The 19,139-nt window shown below is 54.5% G+C and carries 10 protein-coding genes, 1 tRNA gene and 1 pseudogene; 5 read left to right on the top strand and 7 right to left on the bottom strand.

The annotated features are described in order from the left end of the window. Positions 1–262: 262 nt before the first annotated feature. The 4 genes from SLW74_RS20300 (at position 263) to SLW74_RS20285 (ending at position 6,515) form a co-directional block, all read left to right on the top strand. Positions 263–454 carry an antitoxin VbhA family protein gene (locus SLW74_RS20300; RefSeq protein WP_410929896.1) on the top strand — a complete coding sequence of 64 codons (192 nt, stop codon included), beginning with the start codon at positions 263–265 and terminating at the stop codon, positions 452–454. 627 nt (positions 455–1,081) lie between these two features. Further along, entirely contained in the window at positions 1,082–3,220 is a 2,139-nt protein-coding gene (locus SLW74_RS20295) for an ATP-dependent nuclease (RefSeq protein ID WP_410929895.1), read from the top strand. Position 3,221: 1 nt separating this feature from the next. Further along, positions 3,222–5,006, top strand: coding sequence for a UvrD-helicase domain-containing protein (locus SLW74_RS20290; protein ID WP_410929894.1), 1,785 nt, complete (start codon positions 3,222–3,224; stop codon positions 5,004–5,006). A 348-nt stretch (positions 5,007–5,354) separates the two neighbouring features. Next, positions 5,355–6,515, top strand: a complete 1,161-nt coding sequence (locus SLW74_RS20285; RefSeq protein WP_410929893.1) for a hypothetical protein — start codon at positions 5,355–5,357, stop codon at positions 6,513–6,515. Between the two features lie 168 nt (positions 6,516–6,683). Here SLW74_RS20285 and SLW74_RS20280 read toward each other — a convergent pair whose 3' ends face one another. The 7 genes and pseudogenes from SLW74_RS20280 to rpsU form a co-directional block, all read right to left on the bottom strand. Then, the gene (locus SLW74_RS20280) at positions 6,684–8,087 is read right to left on the bottom strand and encodes a replication initiation protein (protein WP_410929892.1); all 1,404 of its coding nucleotides are present in this window, start codon (positions 8,085–8,087) and stop codon (positions 6,684–6,686) included. 749 nt (positions 8,088–8,836) lie between these two features. Next, on the bottom strand, positions 8,837–9,901 hold the full coding sequence (locus SLW74_RS20275) for a tyrosine-type recombinase/integrase (protein ID WP_410929891.1): 1,065 nt from the start codon (positions 9,899–9,901) through the stop codon (positions 8,837–8,839). 127 nt (positions 9,902–10,028) lie between these two features. Next, positions 10,029–10,105 (bottom strand) — tRNA-Ile (locus SLW74_RS20270). Positions 10,106–10,120: 15 nt separating this feature from the next. Next, a pseudogene (locus SLW74_RS20265) lies at positions 10,121–13,063 on the bottom strand (EAL domain-containing protein); the annotation flags it as partial. 452 nt (positions 13,064–13,515) lie between these two features. Next, the gene (gene rpoD / locus SLW74_RS20260; RefSeq protein ID WP_065991324.1) at positions 13,516–15,360 is read right to left on the bottom strand and encodes an RNA polymerase sigma factor RpoD; all 1,845 of its coding nucleotides are present in this window, start codon (positions 15,358–15,360) and stop codon (positions 13,516–13,518) included. Between the two features lie 67 nt (positions 15,361–15,427). After that, positions 15,428–17,395: a DNA primase gene (dnaG, locus tag SLW74_RS20255; RefSeq protein WP_410929890.1), complete on the bottom strand. Its 1,968-nt coding sequence runs from the start codon at positions 17,393–17,395 to the stop codon at positions 15,428–15,430. Positions 17,396–17,657: 262 nt separating this feature from the next. Next, complete coding sequence (gene rpsU / locus SLW74_RS20250) at positions 17,658–17,873, bottom strand: 30S ribosomal protein S21 (RefSeq protein ID WP_002551877.1); 216 nt, start codon at positions 17,871–17,873, stop codon at positions 17,658–17,660. A gap of 196 nt (positions 17,874–18,069) precedes the next feature. On the opposite strand from rpsU, the gene tsaD reads away from it, so the two are divergent. Then, entirely contained in the window at positions 18,070–19,131 is a 1,062-nt protein-coding gene (tsaD, locus tag SLW74_RS20245; RefSeq protein WP_410929889.1) for a tRNA (adenosine(37)-N6)-threonylcarbamoyltransferase complex transferase subunit TsaD, read from the top strand. The last annotated feature ends 8 nt before the right edge of the window (positions 19,132–19,139 follow it).

Genomic DNA, 19,139 nt, shown 5'->3' with positions numbered 1-19,139 from the left:
TGCGCGCCCTCGCGGGCTTACCCAAAGGGGCTCTGCCCCTCTGGACTTCCCGCCCTCGCCGGTAGCAGGGGCCGCTGGGAAAAGCGCCCAGCAGCCCCCGCAGATAGGATGTGGATTGCATTGCGTCAAGGGTTCGCTTCGCCGTCATCCTCGCCCGGTCCCGCTTCGCGTGCTGCGGCCTCCGGTGACGCCCTTGACCCTCCCTCTGCCGATGTAGCGCTGAAATTGTCTTGTTTTTAATCATTGAATACTTGGAGGGCCCATGAATACTCCAGACATCATCGACGTTTCGGATGCGGAAATGCTTCGTCGTCAAAAAGCAGTTGATTACGCTCGCGCGTCGCTTGCGCTTGAGGGTTTTGTAATCTGCAACGATGAAGAGCAACGTGCCCAGGCCTTCGTGAACGGCAAGCTGACCCTTGCTGAGTTTATCTCTGTAGAAATCGCTCAATAGGTGGAAGCTGGGTCAAGGGCATCACCGCAGGCCGCAGCGGAGCGGAGCCCGAAGGGCGAGCACCGAACGGGTGAGGATGATGGGCAAAGCCTTTACCCTTGATGCAGCTGTAAGCGACCAAGCCTAGCGACAGGGGGAGGAACAAGGCGAAGCCGCCGGACCTGCCCCTGCCGCCCGTCCGGCAAGGATAGGACGCGGAATGCAACCGAAGGGGTTGCCCAAGCGAAGCGCGGAGTTTTGATAAAATATTCGACATACTTGCTTGGAATGAGCAACGCTTTGGAAATGAGGGATAGATTTCGACCAATAGCGGCCTCTGAAGAGCGTCTGCGTCTGCAATCGAGCTGGCACTGCCGATTGAGTCTCCGAGCAACGAGTGGTGGCGTCAGGCGTCACTCAGTGGTGAATCGCAAACCCCAGGACTCATAAGCGCAATCCGCGCAATTATCGCTCGGGTATCCTCACCTCCGAGCGCGTGGTCTGTTACCCAAGTCATTCCCACGGGAGGTGCGCGTTGCATGTCCATGAAAATTAGGGCCAGCCTGCAACGCTGGACGAATGTGAATGCAAGCATCAGGCAATCTGCTACTGTCGAACCTCGCGACTCGCTTGCCAAGGACTGCATGTATGCACCTCTCTAAGGTTTCCCTCGTCAACTACCGGAATTTCGAGTTCGCGAAATTCGTATTCAAGCCGGGCGTGAATACGATTATCGGGGAAAACGGTTCAGGAAAGAGCAATCTGTTTAGAGCTATTAGACTGCTCCTTGACTCCAATATTTACAGGGCAGCACACGAACTCTCTGAAGGCGACTTCTTTAGAAAAAAGACCTCATGGAAGGGACACTGGATAGTTATCAGTCTCGAGTTTGACGACATTAGCACCGACGAATCCATTCAATCGTTGTTTGTCCATCACGGGGCAATTGTCTCCGGCAGCGCGGTCAACAAGGCCACATACAATCTGATTTTTCGCCCGAATTCGCACATCAGAAGCAAGTTGGCAGCTCTCTCAGCGGGTGACAAAGCTGGACTCGTCACGTTGCAAGAGTCAATGACCGTTGACGACTATGAAGTGTGGTTTACAGGACGAAGCGACGTTGACTTCACCGACCCTGCGCGTTACCAGGAGATTGTCGGTGACTTTGACAGCGTCTGGTTTCCTGCTCTCGATTCCAAGCTGATCGGCAGCAAGATTCCTCACCAGCTTTCGGTCGCCAAGGAGGTGTCGTTCACTTTCGTCAAGGCGTTGAGGGATGTAGTGTCCGACTTCAATGGTAACCGTCAAAACCCGCTTCTCAACCTGCTGACACGCAAAAGCCAAGAAATTGATAAATCCAAATATGAGACAATTACCAATACCGTCAAATCATTGAACTTAGATATTGAGGCCCTCCAAGATGTACAAGATGTGAGGGGTGATATCAGGACGACAATAAGCGAAACCGCCGGTGACGCTTACGCACCGACTAGCCTGCATATTAGATCGGATTTACCAAGCGAAGCAGAGAAACTACTTCAGTCATTGAAGCTTTTTGTCGGCGAAGCAGATGAAAACTATGCCGGGGACATTTCAGAGCTGAGCCTAGGCGGCGCCAACCTGATCTATCTGACCCTAAAACTACTGGAGTTCAAATATCAGAAGCAGCGTGAAACCGCCGCCAATTTTCTACTGGTTGAAGAGCCGGAAGCCCATATTCATACACACATTCAGAAAACCCTTTTTGACAACATAAACTACAGCAACACCCAAATCATCTACTCTACTCACTCCACCCAAATATCTGAAGTCAGTAACATCGAAAGTGTGAATATCTTGGCCCGTAAGGGCGTTCGTTGCGAATCCTACCAGCCTTCAGTTTCACTCACTCGCCCAGAAATTGTCCATCTTCAACGTTATCTTGACGCTACGCGTAGCAGCCTCCTTTTTGCCCGCGGGGTGATATTGATTGAGGGCGATGCCGAGGAGTTTATGATTCCGGCTTTAGTGAAGAAGGTCATCGGCATCAGCCTCGACGAGCTGGGCATAAGCTTGATTAACATCCGCAGCACAGGCTTTGAAAATATTGCCTGCGTGTTTCACCCCTCACGGATCCGGCGCAAATGCAGCATAGTTACTGATCTAGACATGGCTATCACTAGGACTGACATCCTTGAGACCGACAGTGACATTGTTAGGGCATACAAATCGAAGATAGCGGGATCAGCAGAATCAGGTCGCGCGAGAAGGACACGTCTAGAAAATTTCTGCCGATGCAATCCCTACGTCAACACATACTACGCACAACACACCTTTGAAGTCGATTTACTGATGGCTGACAACACCCACGAGATTAAAAGTGTTGTCGATAGTGTGTATACCGACTTGCCTACGCGTCGCACTGCGAAAGCCGAGCTTGAGGATGCCGACATTGGGGTGGCGGGCAAAAGAATCCTGACGATGGCCAATCACCTTGGCAAAGGTTGGTTCGCCATATTGTTAGCGGACAATATTAGCCGGGCAACGAATATTCCTGAGTATATTCTCGAGTCTGTGTTGGGTGCGTGTGAAGAACTGCCGCGCAAGACAAAGCTCAAGATCCTCAGGCACCGAATCGTCACCTTAACCACAGAAGAGTGCTACGAGGAGTTTTATAACCATGCCCTTCAAGCTCAGGATCTACTAGTCAATTATGAAAACGCCAGTCTGTCGTTTTCTACTTTGATGGACTCACTTGGCGATCTGCTGAGTGAGGATTCAGTCTTGGCAACTTTCTTGGGCATTTAACATGGTGGATCTTTCAACGGCGGGCCTTGATGACAAACAGCTTGCGGCCATTAACCACCCTGGAAGCGTCTTTTTAACCGCATGCCCAGGTAGCGGAAAGACCAAAACACTTACCTATAAGGTTGCCGCAGAACTATGGAAAATTGAAGACCATCGCAAATTCGTAGTGGCCATCACCTATACCCACCGAGCTGCAGACGAGATCTTGGAGCGCGTGGAGCGGCTGGGCCTACCGACTGCGCAACTCTGGATTGGGACAATACACTCGTTTTGCCTAGAATGGATTATCCGGCCTTATGCGATCTATGAACCCCGGCTGGAGAGTGGATTCACAATCATCAACCAGCCCGACACAGAGGCCTTGTTGGAGGAGCTGTGTAAGTCTACAAGCTATCCAAAAATCAAACCGTATGACTGTGGTTACCACTTCATTAACGGAAAAATATCGCTTTTATGCTCTGATAGCAAAAAGCACGCCAACATACGCGGCGTGCTAAAACGTTACTTTGCAACTTTGAAGCAAGAAAGAAAAATTGATTTTGAGCTAATTTTGTTTTTTGCGCATAAGTTAATTTCAAACTTCCCTGTAATCGCCAAGCACTTGAGCAACTTATTCAGCATTGTATTGCTCGATGAGTACCAAGACACTAAAGAAATACAATATCTCATTTTGTTCTGTATTTTCTCTTCTCACCCTGACCACACACGAGCGTTTATTGTGGGCGATCAAGATCAAGCCATTTTCAATAGTCTCGGCGGATACGCCATTTCTTTCGATGAGTTTAAAACTAAATCGCACCTCTCAATTGAGAGTCTTTCGCTTTCCTACAATTACCGTTCATCGACAAGAATCGTTGAGTATTTTGGCAATTACAGATTGCACCCTAGCCCGATAACTACCTATTCGGAGCACAAGGAGTATCAAAGCTTAATCTGCTATGACCGCAATACACCAGCGAACCATCTGGAGGACGAGGTTGAGCGGTTGATTCGTCATAGCCTGTATGTGCAAGGGATTCGCCCCGAGGAAATCTGTATTATCGGTCCGCAATGGCCTTCATTGGCAGCCCTCACCCGCCGGTTGATGAGCAGGCTTCCGGAGTGTAGTTTCGATGGTCCGGGCATGATTCCGTTCGGTAGGGAGCTTGACAACTTTTGGTACAAAGTGAGCCGTTTATGTTTGTCAGACCCGGCACCGGATATGTATCTAAGAAGGGTCCGTTGGGCCACAGAAGTTATAGAGGCCCTCGATGACGGTGGAATCAAGTGCAATCACACTCCGAAAAGCCTGCTAAAGGAGCTGAACGCTATTCAGTTGACAGAGCAGAATGGGATGCAATATCTCGAGCTGTATTTCAGTAAATTTCTTCAGCTTATACGAATACCTACAATTGATACCTATCCAAGTCTGCACAATCATTATCTGTGTTTTTTTGAAACAGCCCATAGAAAGATAGCACGTGCCAAAAATGACGGCTTACAGTTGATTGAGGGTATTGATAACTTCAAACGTGCTTTCCGACCTAGATCGGGCATTACAATTTCAACGATCCATGGTATCAAAGGCGCTGAATTTGACAACGTCATCGCCTTTTCCTTACTTGATGGAATGGTTCCCCATTGGGCAGATCCCAAGCCGCTTGACAGCGCAAAAAAGCTGCTTTATGTAATATGTTCTAGGGCTCGGAAGAATCTATTTTTAATATCTGAGACAGCACGAGGAAAAGCAGCCACTGGCGAACTGGCAAGGACTAATTACTTATATGATACCGTGCCCGAACGTTGAACTTATCGATCGCTGATCGTTGTCGGCATCGCTATAGAAAAGGGTCGTATGGGTGGCGGAATTTCCACTGGGTTCTTTGACGGGCTGACCGGCAGCTTTGAGTTGAGAGTAGTCTTTCACTACTAGCATCTTTTGGCCGATTCTTTCCCCTTCTTGGCCACGTCAAGAAATTGCTTTCAGACGGCAGTTTAGCTTGCCCCGCCGCCGAATACTTTCAATCTTGCCATCTGTGGCAGGAAGGCTGCCACCTTAGGTCGCTCGCTCTCGAATATTTGAGTTCGTTGATTTTTGGCTGGAACGTCTGCCAAGCTAACCACACACCGCTATTAGCATGGACAGGAACGTCTTGTGGACTCCGAAGAAAATACTCCATCTCAAAGTACCTCTATTCCTGAGAGCACGTTCAAAGTAACGAGCGAAATGTGCGAACGTTTAGTGCGTTCTGAACGTAAGCACAGACGGAGAGAGCGTTGGATTCGTAGATGGGAACTCAATCGATTTTTCTGGTTTCTGGATGAATTTCCAAGCCAAGAAATTTACAGGCCGTTCAGCGAAGACCGCAGGAACACGCGCCAGGAGATGGCTTACCATCGCCTCCGCCAAGTAACGAGCTGGACGTATTGGTCTCATATGAAGTCCGTCACAGGCCTTAAATTTGCGGCTGCTGGCGGATTGATAAGTGCTTTTTTCCAGGCAGCACTGGGCTTGAAGCCAGCACAAGCAGCGTCTGAACCTTTGGGATGGCTACTTATCGCTGCCTTGCTATACGTAATGGCTGTGTTGTGGTTCGAATTTCGTTGCCCAAATCTGCTCAAGCGGACGCTGAACAAGGATGAAGGCTACTTGGGTATTGAGGGGCGTCGTTGGCTGCTGGCACTCGTGGAGGACGAGCTGAGACGATGGTGGGCGGTTACGCCTTATTGGCCGAACGTAAGAGATTTAGACCCTGATTCGAGTGCCGACCAAACGGTGCTTGGGATTATGGGGGGATACGGAGTACCCGCATTCTCAGGCTTCAGCGTACAAGCCTGTGCCCATATCGAAAAAGCGCTTTATGAATATGCCCTAGTGACTAGTTCAACTATATGGCGCCGGGACGACTTCCCAACTCGGTTTGCCCGCTTGTCACCCAGCTATATCATGCCGTCAGGTAGAAGACCGTTGATGCATCGGTTACACATCAGTCGTCTTTCTGACCTAGATGTAAATGACGTTGAAGGTGCGAAAGAGGGGGAGTTGGTTCTTAGGTGGTTCAAGTCCTCTGTAGGAATCCAGCATAAGTTACGCAAGCCTAAGAATGTGGATATGAGATGGGAGGCAGAGGGCATAGCACGTCTGTTCGAGAGAGATGAGTCGGCATTGGCATTCACAAAGATAATTGCGTCATGGCAGAACACGATGCGTCCTTGGAGCCGGCTGCTTCTGATGCTTCTGTTCCTTGCCAGTGCAGGATCGTTTTGTTGGTTCGTCTATCTTCAGGTGCGTTTCATGATTCCCACGCTGATGTAGGTGAGTGACCAAAACAATACTGCAACTGATCGTACTGTTAACCAGCGGAGCGGGTATTCCCTTCTGCGGTTGCTGCTCTATCGCGAGCACAAGCTAGACTGCACTCTTGGGTGAAGGGTCGCTAATAGCATTCAGCGCAAATCCACTGACATAGGCGCACCGACAGCGCTAGGGAGAGTCGTCCACCCTTGAATCTTTAAAGTTCAACGGCACCGCATTGCGTGCTGTTATCTGATGTGCAGCATGCTTAACATTTCTACCGACGATATGCTCGCCTTCAAACTGACAGCAGTTCGAGCCTGACCATCTCGCGCCAGACCTGATTTTTGCTAAGGAGCCTTGGTTGTCGATTTCCAAGGCCCTGGCTTCTGATCGAAGGGGCTCGGCGATAACTGATGAAGCGGCCGTTACCTCATGAAATACATGCTTATAGTTAGCCGTGGTCTGACGTGTCACGCCCGCTTCTTTCGCAACAGTACCCACACGCAGCTGGTCGCCCCGCTCGTGAAGAACGCGGCAGGCATCACGAATCTTGGACTCCGTTGCCTTTTGGCGAACTGCGTGAGTGCGTGCCGCTGCAAGGCTTTGTCGCCGTTTTAGGGGCAACAATCTGTCTAGCGCCATCACTCCACGACAGGCACTCGCGGTCCCCCGATATTTGTCCCACGTCCAGCGGCTGACAGACCTAACAGTGGCACGGAGTGAAGACAAGGGTAGGTTTCCAGTCTTGAACCCCTGACGGCTGAAATTGTTGATGTTTGCGGCATAGGTATCGAGCAACCGACAGAACGACTCGAAATTTCCTTCCTCACGCTGTCGGCCGACCACGCTGTATGCGTAGTAGCGCAACTTCTCAAATAAAATTACGTGCCTGGATTCAGGCAGGTCTTCAAGTCTCGATGCCTTGCTCCAAGACGAAACCTGCGTGTCCACATAATCAGCCAGATCAGCAAGCTCGTAGATGCTGTCATGTAGCTCCGTCGTAAGCCACCAAGGGTGGCCTGGTGTCTTGGCTACTGGTCCGCTGCTGTAGTCCGGGTCTGCCTTGAGAAGCAACGCAAAGGCAGAGTAAACCGCTTTCATATACTGAATCGGTTTGTCTCTGGCCTTCTCTGACGTGCATACGGGGGAGATGGCATAGTACAGATGGGAATGCCCGTTTACGCGGTTACGCACTATCAGATTGGGTTGCGGGAGGCCTAGATCATCCCAGATCAAGGAGTTCGCGTGATCGAGGTCAAAGATCAACCACGACACCATTTCGCGCCGGTTGATCTGCATGTAGGGGAATCGAATCGCATGCTCACGAGGTCGAACCAGCGCGGCGGTTTTGTTATCACTACAACGCGCGAGGTAAGGCGATTCAGTAAGAATTCTGTTGAGGGCGGTCCCCTCTTCAAAGTAGCGGCTTGGGGCCGCTTTAGCCTTGCTTGTTTGTTTTTTGCTTTGTGCGCTATCGGTAACGGATGCCGAGGTCAAAGCATTTGAAAATGCGTCCATGTTCCCGCCATTCGGCGGTAAGATGATTAAAACTGGTTTCTTCGACTTGTGCGAAGTCGAGGTGCCAGCCATAATCAGCTCACCTTCTTATGTAAATCGAGGGGGATTAGAAGCAGGTTTCTACCGTCGAAAGAGAAAACCTGTTCTAACTACTCCAAAAGGCCCGGCTACACGCCGGGCCTTTTGGTTTCTGCTTTTTGATTACTGCACCATGGGGCATGCTGCCTAGGTCTTTAACGGCAAGCCTGATAGTTCTCTAGTGGAAGTAACTTGGCGTAACCCTTTCCGAAACCTCCGATTTGACTGGCTAGGGCTGTCCAGATCTAGTCGTCGGCGCGGATAGTCACTCCACTATTGCATCTAAGCCTAGGGCGTCATTGACTTGGATCGTGCGGAAAAATACCCGGCGTCCAACCCTTACCACGGTCGGCTTTAGCTTTCGAGACAAGTCTGAGTCCGTGTACATTGCGACCCTGAAGCCGTCTGGAGACCTATCCAGCAAGTCCGCGACTTGGGCCATGCTCATCAAAGGACCGAATCGGTCCAGAAGATATTCTTCAGCGGTCATGAAGTCTCCGTACTGGTCGTCTGTCATTGTGACCATGTTGGTAGCAGTTGAGCGTATCTTTGAGTAGTTATAGGCACCCGTCAAATAGGTAAGTCTTGATTCTCGACCAAGGTGTATTAGTTTGGATTAGCGGAGTTACTTATCTGCATTTGCCAATTTATATAGTCTTGGTCGTGCTTTTTGGTGTTAGGTCTAGGATTTATAGGGTGTTGATTGAAATCTATTGATTTTGAGCATTTGATATAATTTATTTTCACTTATTTTTTTCCTTCAAGCGGTCAAGCCTCTCAACCAGATCTTCCGCCCGAAGATGCGTGTAACGCTTGAGCATCTGCATCGACTTATGACCACTGATGGCGGAAACCTCTTGATCAGATAACCCGCCTTCCACGAGCCTACTCACTGCCTCATGACGCAGATCGTGAAACCTAAAGTCAGGTAGATCGAGCTTCTTCTTGAGCTGTCCCCAAATCTTGGTGAAGGTATACGGCCGACGCTTCCCGTCCTTTCCAGGCTCGCCGAAAAACACCAGATTGCAGTCAATTGGTCGCACCGGGTTGTCCATCGCAGCTTTGAAAACTTCAGTGGCGTGCTTGCTGAGAGGCACGGTGCGCGAGCCGTCGTTCTTTGTGTCTGAGAGGCGTATGACGCGCTTTGCCAAATCCACTTGCGAGCGACGTAGGGATGAGATCTCAGACGAGCGCATACCTGTTTCCAGAGCGATGCAAACAATCCAGCCCAGCATAGGGTTGCTATGTCGATTCACTGCCGCGAGCAGAAGGCGTTCTTCCTCCGGCGATAACCTTCGGTCACGGCCATCCCCAGGGCTCGGCTTACGGATGTTCAGCACTGGGTTGAACGTCAGACCTAAACCCCACTCTTGAATCGCTACCGTGTACAGGTGGCTCAACAGTGCCAGTTCAAGGCGCACGGTGTTGTTGCTGATGGTCCCACCACGGCTGGGCTCGTTCAGGCGCTTGTCGCGATAGCCAGCGATGATTTCAGCGGAGAGGGCAGCCAGTGAGTATTTGCCCAGGTGCTCAATGAGCTTCTTGGCTTTCGAGGTTTCGCCACGCTGAGTGGTGGGCTTCTTGGTGGGGGTGATGTCGCTCAAGTAGCGCTTGAGGGCCGCTTTCAGCGTCATGCGCTCGGAGCCGCTGCGCTGGATATACACACCTCTGACCATTTCGTCTTCGGTACGTCGCGACCAGTCCTCCGCATCACGCTTGGTGCGGAAGGTTTTGGCGACTGTTGGCCAGCCGGTTTTGCGGATCAAAGCCTTCCAGGTGCCGGAAGGAGTTTTGACTAATGTTGCCATCTGAAAGGACTCCAAAGGTGTACTGGCTAACCAGCACTGTACCGATTTTGTACCTTTGGACCATAGGACTGTATTTGTGGAGAACCACCCAGAAACACGAAAGCCGCGCAATGCGCGGCTTTGAGTATGGTGGGCCCACACGGACTCGAACCGTGGACCAAAGGATTATGAGTCCCCTGCTCTAACCAACTGAGCTATAGGCCCTCAGTAGGCCGCGGATTATAACGACGGTTTACGCGCTGTGCTATCCGAAACGTCTGAAACCGTTGCACGAAGAAACGTCTTGCAGAATTCCTCCGCGCGCAGGGGCAGGCTGACGAGGTAGCCCTGGATTTGTTCGCAGCCTTCTTCCGCCAGAAATTGCTGTTGCTCAAGCGTCTCGACGCCTTCTGCGATGACTGTCAGTTGCATGCTGCGGCCCAGCGCGATGATGGCGCGTACAATCGCCGCATCATGGGGGTCATCAGGCAAGCCGCGCACAAACGATTGATCGATCTTGAGGATGTCCAGCGGCAGGCGTTTGAGGTAACTGAGCGAGGAGTAGCCGGTGCCGAAGTCGTCGATCGCCAGCTGCACGCCGAGTTTCTTCAGGCGATGCAGCACTGATAGCGCTTCTTCGGTCTGCGACATGATGAAGTTCTCGGTGATCTCCAGCTGCAGGCAGCCTGGCTGTAACTGGTGCTGGAGCAGCAGACGCTCGATCCTGTTGACCAGGTTGGGCTGACGCAGCTGTGCACCGGCAAGGTTCACTGACAAGGGCCCAAACACGTCGTAGCGCTGGTTCCACTCGTGCAACTGCTGGCAGGCCGTATCGAGCACCCATTCGCCGATCTGCAGGATCATGCCGTTTTCTTCTGCCAGCGGAATAAACCGCTCGGGTGGGATGTGGCCGAAAGTGGGGTGGAACCAGCGTATCAGCGCCTCGGCCCCGACCAGGCGTTGTGTCAGCAAGCTGATCTTGGGCTGGTAGGACAGGGTGAACTCGTTACGCTCGATGGCGCGCCGCAGCTCGTGCTCCAGGGCAATCCGCTCGCTGGCCTGAGCGGTCAGATCGCGCGTGTAATGCTCTACGCGGTTGCGCCCCTTGGCCTTCGAGCGATACATCGCTGCGTCAGCATTCTTGATCAGCGTGGCCACATCTGCGCCATCGGTGGGAAACAGCGCGCTGCCGATGCTGGTGCTCATGAAGAATTCGTGTTCGCCCGCCTGGAACGGCGACGAAAAACTGTTGAGCAGCTTGGTGGCGACCGCTTCGGCGTCGCTCGGGTTTTGCAGGCCGGGCAACAGAATGATGAATTCATCACCGCCGAGTCGCGCGACGGTGTCGATGTCGCGCAGGTTCTCCTTCAGGCGTACCGCTATGCTTTTCAGCAGCAGGTCACCGACCGGGTGGCCGAGGCTGTCGTTGATGTGCTTGAAGCGGTCCAGGTCCAGAAACAACACCGCGCCAAGGCTGTAAGCCGCTCTGGAGTGAGCCAGCGCGGCGTGCAGTCGGCTTTCGAACAGCGTGCGGTTGGGCAGACCGGTCAGCGGGTCGTGGTGTGCCTGGTAATCCAGCCGGGCCTGAGCCTGCTTCAGGCTGGAAATATCAGCGAACACTGCAACGAAGTGGGTGATGAATTTATCGCGATTGCGCACGGCACTGATGGTCAGCCAGCTCGGATAGATCTCGCCATTTTTGCGCCGGTTGCTGATCTCGCCCTGCCAATGACCCTCTGCCGTCAGTTGGTACCACATGGCGGCGTAGAACGCGCTGTCGTGGAGTCCGGACGCCAACAAGCTTGGCGTGTTACCGAGCGCTTCGAGTTCGCTGTAGCCAGTGATCTCGCTGAAGGCGCGGTTCACGGCATTGATTCGCTGCCGGGTGTCGGTGATCAGTACGCCTTCCGCTGTGCTCTCGAATACCGTTGCGGCCAGTTGCAGCTTTTCCTGCATCTGGTGGCGGTCGGTGATGTCGCGCGCGATGGTGAGCATGCAGTCTTCACCGGCAATCAGAAGCGGTCGCGCGGAAATCTCGCACAGACGGATCTGACCATCCCTGCGACGGATGTGGCTGGTAAAGTCCTTCACGAAACCGTCACGTCTTAGTTGCTCAAGCAGTTGCTGTCGCTCGTTCAAGTCTACCCAGATGCCCAGGTCAAGGGTGGTGCGGTCCAGCGACAACGAGCTGTGATAGCCGGTGATGCGGCTGAAGCCGTCGTTCACCTCCACCAGCAGCCCGTCGTTTTGCCGCGTAATCAGCAGGCCGTCAGGGGAGGAGTGGAACGCTTTGGCAAATTTCTCTTCGGACATCTGCAGCTGTTGCTGGGCCTCCTTGAGTGGCGTGATGTCCCTCACCACCAGAACCACTGCCGCCGTGGAGTCCAGATCAAAAGGCTCGGCTGACAGAAGCCCGGTGAACAGCCGACCATCACTGCGCCGAAACGGCATTTCCAGATTGCGGATGCTACCCTTCTGAAGGCGTTGCAGCAGGCTGTGGCCGATGTCGGGAATACCCCAGATGTTCAGCTCGGCAGGCACGCGCCCAACGACTTCAGCAGGGCTGACGCCGATCTGCTCCAGAAATGCTGGATTCGCCTCCAGAAAGCAGCCGTCCGAAAGACGCGCGATGACCAGCATGTCAGGACACTGCGCAAACACCGAGGCGAACTTCCCTTCCGAAAGACGCAGCGCCTCTTCGGTTTGCTTGGCTTCGCTGATGTCGATCATCAGCCCCCGCATCACAGGCTCTCGGCCATAGCCGATCATGCTTACGATGTCTCGAATCCAGACCACCCTGCCGTCGGCGCTCAGGACTCGATAATCGACGCTGTGATCGTTGCCTTCCGCCACCTCCCGGTCGCAATAGGCCTGGGCGTAGTCGACGTCCTCCGGATGAACGATACTCCGCCAGAATCCGGGCCTTCGCCATTGGTGCAGCGGATACCCCAACAAATCCTGCGCGTGGGGCGAGACATAGTTGTAGGAATAGTCGTGGGTATTGGCTTCCCACGCGATGGCCGAGAGGCTCTCGATCATCCCGCGATAGTGATACTCGCTGCTGCGCAGTTCTTGTTCCAGGGCGATTCGGCGGGAGATCTCCGAACTGAGACGACGGTTGATCCGCACCACGATGGCCAGTACCGTCGTCAGAAACAGCAATCCGGGCAGTCCGATGAGCAGAAATTCGTGCCAGAGCTTGCTGCGCTCACTGGAGTGAGTGGCCGCCTGCGAGGCGGAGGGCGAATCGTCCAGTCCGCTGAATTGTTCGGGTTGGCGACTTTGATCGATACCCGCAAATCGGTCGCTGATCAAGTCAGTGGGCAGATGAAGACTTATACCGGGTGCATTCCCGGGTGCATTCCCGGGTTCAGTATCCTCGCTGGGCAGCCACTCCTGATGCATCCCTTGCCCGTTTTCCCCGTCGTGAAGCGATGCCTGGGCGGTGACAGCAGCGGGGGCGAGCACGCATAAGAGAGCAATGGCCGGCATCCAAATCATGGCAGCCTCGGTGATTCATGGGTGAGAATCAACCGAGTGTAGTCGGGCTGGACAACAGTGGCACTCTGCCGGAAATTTATTCCTTAAAACGCAAAACCCCCAGCAATGCCGGGGGTTTTGGTACGACGTGTCGCTTACTCGTCGAGGAACGAGCGCAGGTGTTCGCTTCGCGTCGGGTGACGCAGCTTGCGCAACGCCTTGGCTTCTATCTGACGGATACGTTCACGGGTAACATCGAACTGCTTACCGACTTCCTCGAGGGTGTGGTCGGTGTTCATGTCGATACCGAAACGCATACGCAGGACCTTGGCTTCACGAGCGGTGAGGCCCGACAGCACTTCGCGCGTCGCTTCTTTCAAGCTCTCTACCGTGGCGACATCGATTGGCGACTGCATGGTCGAGTCTTCGATGAAGTCACCCAGGTGCGAGTCTTCGTCGTCACCGATCGGGGTTTCCATGGAGATCGGCTCTTTAGCGATCTTCAATACCTTGCGGATCTTGTCCTCGGGCATTTCCATGCGTTCGCCCAGCTCTTCCGGCGTCGGTTCGCGACCCATTTCCTGCAACATCTGACGGGAAATGCGGTTGAGCTTGTTGATCGTCTCGATCATGTGCACCGGGATACGGATGGTGCGTGCCTGGTCAGCGATCGAGCGAGTGATTGCCTGACGAATCCACCAGGTGGCGTACGTCGAGAACTTGTAACCGCGACGGTATTCGAACTTGTCCACCGCCTTCATCAGACCGATGTTGCCTTCCTGGATCAGATCGAGGAATTGCAGGCCACGGTTGGTGTACTTCTTGGCGATCGAGATCACCAGACGCAGGTTGGCTTCAACCATTTCTTTCTTCGCGCGGCGGGCCTTGGCCTCACCGATCGACATCCGACGGTTGATGTCCTTGATTTCCAGGATGGTCAGGCCGGTTTCTTCTTCCAGCGCGGTCAGCTTTTGCTGGCAACGTTGAATGTCGGCCTGAAGGCGACCAATGGCTTCAGCGTATTTGCTTTTGCCTTTGGCCAGCCCGTCTGTCCAGCTCTGGTCAACTTCATTGCCCGGGAACTGGCGAAGGAAGTCGGCGCGCGGCATGCGTGCATCACGAACACACAGCTGCATGATGGCGCGCTCTTGCGCACGCAGACGCTCAAGGGCACCGCGAACACGCTCAACCAGACCTTCAAACTGTTTCGGAACCAGCTTGATCGGCATGAACAGCTCGGCCAGAGCCAGCAGTTCAGCGTTGGCCTGCTTGCTGCCGCGGCCGTGCTTTTTCAGGGCCTTGAGGGCAATGGCCATCTGGTCTGAAACGGCACCGAAGCGCTGGGCGGCGATGACTGGGTCCGGTCCGCTTTCGACCTCGTCCTCTTCATCGTCGGAAGCGTCTTCTTCTTCGTCGTCAGCACCTTCGGCTTTCTCGGCCTTCGGGTCGACTGGCGGCGGGACTTCGGCTGGCGGCGCGATGCCGTCGTCCGGGTCGATATAGCCGCTCAGGACGTCGGACAGTCGACCGCCTTCGGTAGTGACGCGAGTGTACTCGGAGAGAATATGCTCAACCGTGCCAGGGAAGTGCGCGATCGCGCCCATCACTTCACGGATGCCTTCTTCGATACGCTTGGCGATTTCGATTTCGCCTTCACGCGTCAGAAGCTCGACCGTACCCATTTCACGCATGTACATGCGCACTGGGTCAGTCGTGCGACCGATGTCGGTCTCGACCGCAGCCAACGCTGCAGCGGCTTCTTCAGCGGCTGCCTCGTCAGTGTCGGCGTCGGCCAACATAAGGGCGTCCGCATCCGGAGCACTCTCGTGTACGGGGATCCCCATGTCGTTGATCATGCGGATGATGTCTTCCACCTGCTCAGGATCTGAAATATCCTCAGGCAGGTGGTCGTTGACCTCTGCGTAAGTCAGATACTTCTGCTCACGACCCAGGGTGATCAACTCTTTGATACGAGACTGCTGTTGCGCTTTTCCGGACATAACACCCTATCCACTGAAGGTCTTGGCGGGCAAAAAACAAGCCGGGGATTATACCCGAGCTATGACCTCACACGCCAGTTGAGGTCGGGGTTTGTGCAGGAACTTTGCGATTTAACAGGTTGAGCAGCTGAACTTTTTCTTCTGCGCTCAGGCCTGACTGCCGTTCCTTCCTGATCAATTGCTCCAGATGTCGCTCGCGTTGGCGGGCAGACAAGCTAGTTATAGTGTCGAAAAACTGTTGTTCAAGGTTATCGGCCGATATCAGCCATTCCTTTTCCGCCAGTTGACGCAATAATCGTCCTTGATCGGTGCCATGCCAGCGGGCGATCAACTGCATCGTGCGCAGCTTCGGATTTTTCTGTGTAGCGTCAATCAGTGCCACGAGAAGCTGCGAATAAACGTTTTCTTCATCGGCGAACGTACTGGCGTTGGCGACCTGTGCCGACAGCTCAGGGTGGTGCAGTAGCGTTCTGAGTGCTGTCAGCGCCGGTGGCTCTACCGTCGCCGGTGTGCGTGGACCGCGAGGTTCGACATCAGGACGCTTGCCGTTCTTGTCCCATTTCTTGCCTTTGTCCCACGGCTTCTTGTCCCATTTCTTCTGCTGACCGCCCGGCGCGTTCGGTGTCCATTCCTGCTGCGCCTGATAGTCGTGCTGCTGGTAATCGCCGTAATCCGGCACGGCCTCGTAATCGAAGCCGGGATCGTAGCTGGGCTGAGCTTCCGCCGGCGCAGACTGCATCAACTGGTTGACCGCAGCGGTGTCCAGCCCGGTGATTTCTTTCAGGCGCCGACGCATCAATTCGCGCAAATTGGCGCCCGGCACTTTTTCGATCAGCGGCGCGGCCAGCGTCACCATATGCGCCTTGCCTTCCAGGGAGCGCGGATCGGCCTCCTTGGTCAGTTGCTCGAAAAAATAGTCGGCCAGCGGTTGTGCGTGCTGGTTGATTCGCGCCTTGAACGCGTCAGTGCCTTCGGCGCGCACCAAGGTGTCGGGATCTTCCCCTTCGGGCAGAAACAGAAACCTCGCGCGCCTGCCATCCTGCAAGCCGGGAATCGTTGCTTCCAGTGCACGCCAGGCGGCATTTCGGCCAGCCTGGTCGCCGTCGAAGCAGAACAGCACGTTCGGTACCACACGAAACAGCCGCTTCAAATGCTCTTCACTGGTCGCCGTACCCAGTGTCGCAACGGCATTGCGCAAGCCTTGTTGGGCCAGTGCAATGACGTCCATGTAACCTTCGACGACGATAATCTCGTCCAGGTTACGGTTAAATTTGCGAGCTTCGAATAAACCGTACAACTCCTGACCCTTATGAAACACCGGGGTTTCAGGAGAGTTCAGGTATTTGGGCTTGTCGTCGCCCAGTACCCGCCCGCCAAATGCGATCACACGGCCGCGGCTGTCGCGAATGGGGAACATCACCCGGTCGCGAAAACGGTCGTAGCGTTTGCCGGTTTCGGCGTTTTCGATCAGCAAGCCAGCGTCGATCATCGCCTTCTGCTGAAGGGTGTCGCTGCTTAAGTGCTTGTAGAGGTTATCCCAGCCAGGAGGGGCGAAGCCCAGTCCGAAGTCGCGGGCGATCTCGCCTGACAGGCCACGGCCTTTCAGGTATTCCACCGCGGATTTTCGCGTTGGATGGCTTTTCAGCGCAGCCCGGTAAAAGTCGGCGGCGGCGGTTAGCAGAGGGTAAAGCGGCGAATCAGTAGGCTGGCGGGGCTTTTGCCCTTTTACGCCTTGTTCGCGAGGGACTTCCATCCCGGCGGCTTTGGCCAGGTCTTCGACGGCCTGGGGGAAATCCAAGTTGTCGTGGTCCATGATGAAGCCGAGGGCATTGCCACCCGCGCCACAACCGAAGCAGTAATAAAACTGTTTGTCCGGGCTGACGCTGAACGACGGTGTCTTCTCTTTATGGAAAGGACAACAGGCGCTGAAGTTCTTGCCGGTCTTTTTTAATTGAACGCGTGAGCTGACAACATCGACGATGTCGGTGCGGTTCAGGAGGTCGTCAATAAAACCTTGGGGAATCAGTCCGGCCATGGCGTTCTCATCATCAGGCGCCCCGCCAGAAAGATCGTGGCGAATCCAAACCGTAACGACGGTTGCTTGGTCAGTGTAGACGGGTCAACGCGGCCTGAATCAGGCTGGAAGAAATCGACGGGGTTTGTCTCGGTCGCATCTGCGGCGTCAACAGCCTCTGTCTTGTGTTGCTTGAACGGTGTTGCTTGAGGCTAGAACTGCAACTGCCGACAGCCCGGCTTTGAAGGCCGGGCAAGGCAGAAGCTTGCGTCAGACGTCTGTATTAATACAGACGAACGGCGCGGCGCTGTTCGCGCTGTACTTTCTTGGCGTGACGCTTAACAGCAGCTGCTGCTTTACGCTTACGCTCAGAAGTCGGCTTCTCGTAAAATTCGCGGCTACGAACTTCAGCCAGAACACCGGCTTTTTCGCAGGAGCGCTTGAAACGACGCAGAGCTACGTCGAAGGGTTCGTTCTCTTTAACTTTGACGGCTGGCATCCAGAGCTACCTTCATTCATTACCGGGGTCAACGCTTACTGCAACGCTTGCACTAAGTACGTCGGTTTTTAAGGGTTGCGGATGTTAACCCCTTGCTTCGCGGAATGCAAAGCCTCTGATCGAAAAGCACTGGTCGCAGGCATGAGCGGCGACTATTATGCGCGCCTTCGAATTCAGCCTCCACAAGGCGTACCCCATGCTAGTACTGGGAATGGAAACTTCCTGCGATGAGACCGGTGTCGCGCTGTACGACAGCGAACGCGGGCTGCTTGCCGATGCATTATTCAGCCAGATTGACCTGCACCGCGTCTATGGCGGCGTGGTCCCGGAGCTTGCCTCGCGTGACCACGTAAAACGCATGCTGCCCTTGATTCGTCAGGTGTTGGCCGAGGCCGGCTGCGCCGTGACCGAGATCGATGCCATTGCCTATACCGCTGGCCCCGGGCTGGTCGGGGCCCTGCTGGTGGGTGCCTCGTGCGCACAGGCTCTGGCGTTCGCGTGGGACATCCCGGCACTGGGTGTTCACCACATGGAAGGGCATTTGCTCGCACCGATGCTGGAGGAAAATCCTCCTGAGTTTCCGTTCGTCGCTTTGTTGGTTTCCGGCGGCCATACGCAGCTGGTTCGCGTCGATGGCATTGGTCTTTATGAGCTGCTGGGTGAGACCCTGGACGACGCCGCCGGCGAAGCCTTCGACAAAACCGCGAAAATGATGGGCCTGAATTACCCTGGCGGTCCGGAGATTTCCCGTCTGGCGCAATCCGGTGTGGCCGGGCGTTTTGTCTTTCCGCGTCCGATGACGGATCGTCCCGGGCTGGATTTCAGCTTCAGCGGCCTGAAAACCTTCTCCCTGAACACCTGGCAGCAGTGCCAGAGCGCCGGGGACGACAGCGAGCAAACCCGTTGCGACATCTCACTGGCCTTCCAGCAGGCGGTGGTGGACACTTTGACCATCAAGTGCAAACGCGCGCTGAAGCAGACCGGGTTGAAACGTCTGGTCATTGCCGGCGGCGTGAGCGCAAACAAGGCGTTGCGCCTGTCGCTGGAACAGATGCTCGAAGGCCTGGGCGGAAATGTCTATTACGCGAGGCCCGAGTTCTGCACCGACAACGGCGCGATGATCGCCTTTGCCGGCTGCCAGCGATTGCAGGCAGGGCAGAGGGAAAGTCTGAGCATTACCGTGCAGGCGCGCTGGCCAATGGAGCAGCTGCCAGGTCTTGAATGGCAAGGCAGCGCAAGCCACGGGTTGGGCCTCTGACAGGTGTC

Origin of the sequence: Pseudomonas sp. W5-36, assembly GCF_046540455.1 — a bacterium.
GTDB classification, from domain to species: Bacteria; Pseudomonadota; Gammaproteobacteria; order Pseudomonadales; family Pseudomonadaceae; genus Aquipseudomonas; species Aquipseudomonas graminis_B.
The sequence above is the reverse complement of the archived record's forward strand: the minus strand, read 5'-3'. Positions and strand labels throughout refer to the sequence as shown.